Annotated in this window: 4 protein-coding genes; all 4 read left to right on the forward strand. The window is 63.7% G+C overall.

The features are described from left to right. Positions 1-2,976 (forward strand): 2-oxoglutarate dehydrogenase E1 component (locus EN994_RS16375; protein ID WP_127307651.1); only part of this gene is annotated, 2,976 nt, incomplete at its 5' end. A 47-nt stretch (positions 2,977-3,023) separates the two neighbouring features. Beyond that, the gene (gene odhB / locus EN994_RS16380) at positions 3,024-4,298 is read left to right on the forward strand and encodes a 2-oxoglutarate dehydrogenase complex dihydrolipoyllysine-residue succinyltransferase (RefSeq protein WP_063169539.1); all 1,275 of its coding nucleotides are present in this window, start codon (positions 3,024-3,026) and stop codon (positions 4,296-4,298) included. A gap of 59 nt (positions 4,299-4,357) precedes the next feature. Further along, positions 4,358-4,876 carry a hypothetical protein gene (locus tag EN994_RS16385; RefSeq protein WP_063169538.1) on the forward strand — a complete coding sequence of 173 codons (519 nt, stop codon included), beginning with the start codon at positions 4,358-4,360 and terminating at the stop codon, positions 4,874-4,876. Then, positions 4,873-5,409 (forward strand): SDR family NAD(P)-dependent oxidoreductase (locus EN994_RS16390; protein WP_127307652.1); only part of this gene is annotated, 537 nt, incomplete at its 3' end. The genes EN994_RS16385 and EN994_RS16390, both read left to right, overlap by 4 nt.

Raw genomic sequence — 5,409 nt, forward strand, 5'->3', positions numbered from 1 at the left:
GATCAGGCCAACGACCAATTTTCTCTCACCTCTTTCCTCTATGGCGGCAATGCCGATTACATCGACGCGCTTTATGCCGCCTATGAGGACGATCCAGCCTCGGTCAATCCCGAATGGCAGGAGTTCTTCGCCGGGCTGAAAGACGATTCCGGCGATGTGCGCAGGAACGCCAAGGGCGCCTCCTGGGCCAAGCCCTCCTGGCCGCTGCAGGCCAATGGCGAACTGGTGTCGGCGCTCGACGGCAATTGGGGCATCGTCGAGAAGACGATCGAAAAGAAGGTCAAGGACAAGGCGGTCACCAATGGCGTCGTCCTGTCCGACGCCGACGTGCACCAGGCGACGCGCGATTCGGTGCGCGCCATCATGATGATCCGCGCCTACCGCATGCGCGGCCATCTGCACGCCAATCTCGATCCGCTCGGCATCGCCAAGCCGCTCGAGGATTACAACGAGCTGTCGCCGGAAAACTACGGCTTCACCGAAGCCGATTACGACCGGCCGATCTTCCTCGACAATGTGCTGGGGCTTGAATTCGGCAGCATCCGGCAGATGCTGGAAATCCTGACCCGCACCTATTGCTCCACGCTCGGCGTCGAGTTCATGCATATTTCCGACCCTGAGGAAAAGGCCTGGATCCAGGCGCGCATCGAGGGTGCCGACAAGGAGATCACCTTCACCGCCGCCGGCAAGAAGGCGATCCTGCAGAAGCTGGTCGAGGCTGAAGGCTTCGAGCAGTTCATCGACGTCAAGTACAAGGGCACCAAGCGCTTCGGCCTCGATGGCAGTGAGGCGCTGATCCCGGCGCTGGAGCAGATCGTCAAGCGCGGCGGCCAGCTCGGCATGAAGGAAATCGTGCTCGGCATGGCGCATCGCGGCCGGCTGAACGTGCTCTCCCAGGTGATGGCCAAGCCGCACCGCGCCATCTTCCACGAGTTCAAGGGCGGCTCTGCGGCACCCGATGAGGTCGAAGGCTCGGGCGACGTCAAGTACCATCTCGGCGCCTCGTCGGACCGCGAGTTCGACGGCAACAAGGTGCATCTGTCCTTGACCGCCAACCCCTCGCATCTGGAAATCGTCGATCCGGTGGTGATGGGCAAGGCGCGCGCCAAGCAGGATTATCTGTTCGGCCGCAGCCGCGAGGAAATCGTGCCGCTGGAAGAGCGCGCCAAGGTGCTGCCGCTCTTGCTGCATGGCGATGCCGCCTTCGCCGGTCAGGGCGTGATCGCCGAGATCCTCGGCCTGTCCGGCCTGCGCGGCCACCGCGTCGCCGGCACGCTGCATTTCATCATCAACAACCAGATTGGTTTCACCACCAACCCGCGCTTTTCGCGCTCCTCGCCCTATCCGTCCGACGTCGCCAAGATGATCGAAGCACCGATCTTCCACGTCAATGGCGACGACCCGGAAGCCGTGGTGCACGCCACCAAGGTGGCGATCGAGTTTCGCATGAAGTTTTTCAAGCCTGTTGTGGTCGATATGTTCTGCTATCGCCGCTTCGGCCACAATGAGGGCGACGAACCGGCCTTCACCCAGCCGATCATGTACCGCAACATCCGCAACCACAAGACGACGGTGCAGATCTATGGCGACCGGCTGATCGCCGAGGGTCACCTCACCCAGGCCGAGCTCGACCAGTTGAAAGCCGACTGGCGGGCGCATCTGGAATCCGAATGGGAAGTCGGCCAGCACTACAAGCCCAACAAGGCTGACTGGCTCGACGGCGCCTGGTCGGGCCTGCGCACTGCCGACAACCAGGACGAACAGCGGCGCGGCAAGACCGCCGTGCCGGTCAAGACACTGAAGGAAATCGGCAGGAAGCTGACCGAGGTGCCGAAGGACTTCGAGGCGCACAAGACGATCATCCGCTTCCTCGAAAACCGCCGCCAGGCGATCGAGTCCGGCGAAGGCATCGACTGGTCGACGGCCGAGGCGCTGGCCTTCGGCGCCATCCTGCTCGACGGCAATCCGATCCGCCTGTCGGGGCAGGATTCCGAACGCGGCACCTTCTCGCAGCGCCATTCCGTGCTCTACGACCAGCGCGACGAGACCCGCTACATCCCGCTCAACAATCTGTCGGCGGCTCAGGCCGGCTACGAAGTCATCAACTCGATGCTGTCGGAAGAGGCGGTTCTGGGCTTCGAATACGGCTACAGCCTGGCCGAGCCAAAGGCGTTGACCTTGTGGGAAGCGCAGTTCGGCGACTTCGCCAACGGCGCCCAGGTGGTGTTCGACCAGTTCATCTCGTCAGGCGAACGCAAGTGGCTCAGAATGTCGGGCCTCGTCTGCCTCTTGCCGCATGGCTATGAAGGCCAGGGTCCGGAACATTCCTCGGCCCGGCTCGAACGCTTCCTGCAGCTTTGCGCCGAAGACAACATGCAAGTCGCCAACTGCACCACGCCGGCCAACTACTTCCACATATTGCGCCGGCAGCTGAAGCGCGACTTCCGCAAGCCGCTGATTCTGATGACGCCGAAGTCGCTGCTGCGCCACAAGCGCGCGGTGTCGACGCTGCCGGAAATTTCGGGCGAAAGCTCGTTCCACCGGTTGCTGTGGGACGATGCGCAGCTGCTTTCCGGACAAGCGATCAAGCTGGTCAAGGATTCCAAGATCCGCCGCGTCGTGCTGTGTTCGGGCAAGGTCTATTACGACCTCTATGAGGAGCGCGAGAAGCGCGGCATCAACGACATCTATCTGCTGCGCGTCGAGCAGCTTTACCCGTTCCCGGCCAAGGCGCTGATCACCGAACTGTCGCGGTTCCGCAATGCCGAGATGGTGTGGTGCCAGGAGGAGCCCAAGAACATGGGCGCCTGGTCGTTCATCGACCCGTATCTGGAATGGGTGCTGGCGCATATCGACGCCAAGCATCAGCGGGTGCGCTACACCGGCCGTCCGGCCGCCGCCTCGCCGGCGACCGGACTGATGTCGAAGCATCTCGCCCAGCTCGCCGCCTTGCTCGAAGACGCGCTTGGTGAATAGAGAAGATCTGGGCGAACAACAGAACCGAAAGAAAACGGACAGGCACAATGGCTACCGAAATCCGCGTTCCCACTCTCGGCGAATCCGTCACTGAAGCGACCGTCGGCAAATGGTTCAAGAAGGTTGGCGATACAATCGCCGCCGATGAACCGCTGGTCGAGCTCGAGACCGACAAGGTGACGGTGGAGGTGCCTGCCGCCGCCGCCGGCACGCTGGGTGAGATCACCGTCAAGGAAGGCGAGACGGTCGGTGTCGGCGCGCTGCTGGGGTCGATTTCGGCAGGCGGCGCGGCTCCCGCCACGAAGCCGCAAGCGGTGTCGCAGGCCTCGTCGCCGGATGCGGCATCGACCGGCAAGCAGGCCGCGGCCGAGACCGCCAAGATCGCCGGCGATGCCGGCCCGGTCGAGCCGCGCACCATGCCACCGGCACCGGCCGCGGCGAAACTGATCGCCGAAAGCAATCTCTCGGTCGACCAGATCTCCGGTTCGGGAAAGCGCGGCCAGGTGCTGAAAGGTGACGTGCTCGACGCCATCTCCAAGGGCGCGCCGTCGCAGCCGGCCGAGACACCGAAAGCAGCACCGGCACCGGTTGCCGTGCGGGCGCCGTCCGCGGGCGACGATGCATCGCGCGAGGAGCGCGTGCGCATGACCAAATTGCGCCAGACCATCGCGCGCCGCCTCAAGGAAGCGCAGTCGACCGCAGCCATGCTGACCACCTTCAACGAGGTCGACATGTCAGCGGTGATGGCGCTGCGCACCAAGTACAAGGACGTGTTCGAGAAGAAGCACGGCGTGAAGCTCGGCTTCATGGGCTTCTTCACCAAAGCCGTCACCCACGCCCTGAAGGAAATCCCCTCGGTCAATGCCGAGATCGACGGCACCGACATCATCTTCAAGAACTATGCCCATATCGGCGTCGCCGTGGGCACCGAAAAGGGCCTTGTCGTGCCGGTGGTGCGCGATGCCGACCAGATGTCGATCGCCGAGATCGAGAAGGACATCGGCCGGCTGGGCATCGCCGCGCGCGACGGCAAGCTGTCGGTCGCCGACATGCAGGGCGGCACGTTTACGATTTCCAACGGTGGCGTCTACGGGTCGCTGATGTCGACGCCGATCCTAAACGCGCCGCAGTCGGGCATTCTGGGCATGCACAAGATCCAGGACCGGCCGGTCGTAGTGGGCGGCCAGATCGTGATCCGGCCGATGATGTACCTGGCGCTCAGCTACGATCACCGCATCGTCGACGGCAAGGAAGCGGTGACCTTCCTGGTCCGCGTCAAGGAAAGCCTGGAGGATCCGGAACGGCTGGTGCTTGATCTCTGAGGTCTGGTGCTGATCCGGCTGTTGGAATGTGTGCCGGAGGAAGGGATCTGCGCGGCAGAATGACGACCCGTTCCCTTAGCCTTTCCAAGGTGCTTTCGATCGCATCGATCGCGGCCGGCATGGTGCTGGCCGCTGCCGGCGCTCACGCCGCCTGTCCGATCGAGCTCGCTGTCTATGGCGATACACAGAGCGGCAGCGAGATCGACTTCACGCCGACCGGCACCTCGGCGACCGTCACCAACACCTTCCGCATGATTCTCGACAATGATGTGGTGCTCAACGGCATCGTCATGTGGAATGAAGGCGTATCGCGGCCGAACGGTGCGCTGATGCACAAATGCCCCGAGGGCGACGTCACCGGCGAGGAGCTTGCCGCCTGCACGCCCTGGCACGGCGTCATCTACACGGCGGATGAAAAGGGCAACATCGGACTGCTGCCGGCTGAAGGCGTCGAAGCGCCGAAGACGCTGATCCTGCCGGACCTCGGGTCGGCGTTGCGCCAATCCAGCGCCTATGGCGGCAGCGGATTTTCGAAAGTGCCGTGGGATGTGTTTGCCTTGAAGGGATGCCAGGAATGAGCGGGACGCAAAAGGTGCTGCTGGTCACCGGCGGCAGCCGCGGCATCGGCGCCGCGATCTGCCGGCTCGGATCGAAGGCCGGCTACCGGGTCGCGGTCAACTACGCTTCGAACCAGGAGGCCGCCAAGGCGCTGGTCGCCGAGATCGAGGCCGCCGGCGGCGAGGCTTTCGCGGTCAAGGGCGATGTCGGCAAGGAGTCCGATATCGTGGCCATGTTCGAGGCCGTCGACCGCGCCTATGGACGGCTCGATGCCTTCGTCAACAATGCCGGCATCGTCGACGTCAAGGCGCGCGTCGACGAGATGGATGTTTCGCGGCTGGAGCGCATGATGCGCATCAATGTCGTCGGCTCGTTCCTCTGCGCCCGCGAGGCGGTGAAGCGCATGTCGACCCGTCATGGCGGGTCGGGCGGATCCATCGTCAACATCTCGTCGGCCGCGGCGACATTGGGCTCGCCGGGCGAATATGTCGATTATGCCGCCTCCAAGGGCGCCATCGACACCTTCACCGTCGGGCTCGCCCGTGAGGTGGCG

Origin of the sequence: Mesorhizobium sp. M7A.F.Ca.CA.002.09.1.1 (assembly GCF_003998555.1) — a bacterium.
GTDB classification, from domain to species: Bacteria; Pseudomonadota; Alphaproteobacteria; order Rhizobiales; family Rhizobiaceae; genus Mesorhizobium; species Mesorhizobium ciceri.

What these genes read in the sequence shown, in the direction of transcription:
- odhB (WP_063169539.1), top strand. Translation starts at nt 3,024, where the DNA reads ATGGCTACCGAAATCCGCGTTCCCACTCTCGGCGAATCCGTCACTGAA.
- EN994_RS16385 (WP_063169538.1), top strand. Translation starts at nt 4,358, where the DNA reads ATGACGACCCGTTCCCTTAGCCTTTCCAAGGTGCTTTCGATCGCATCG.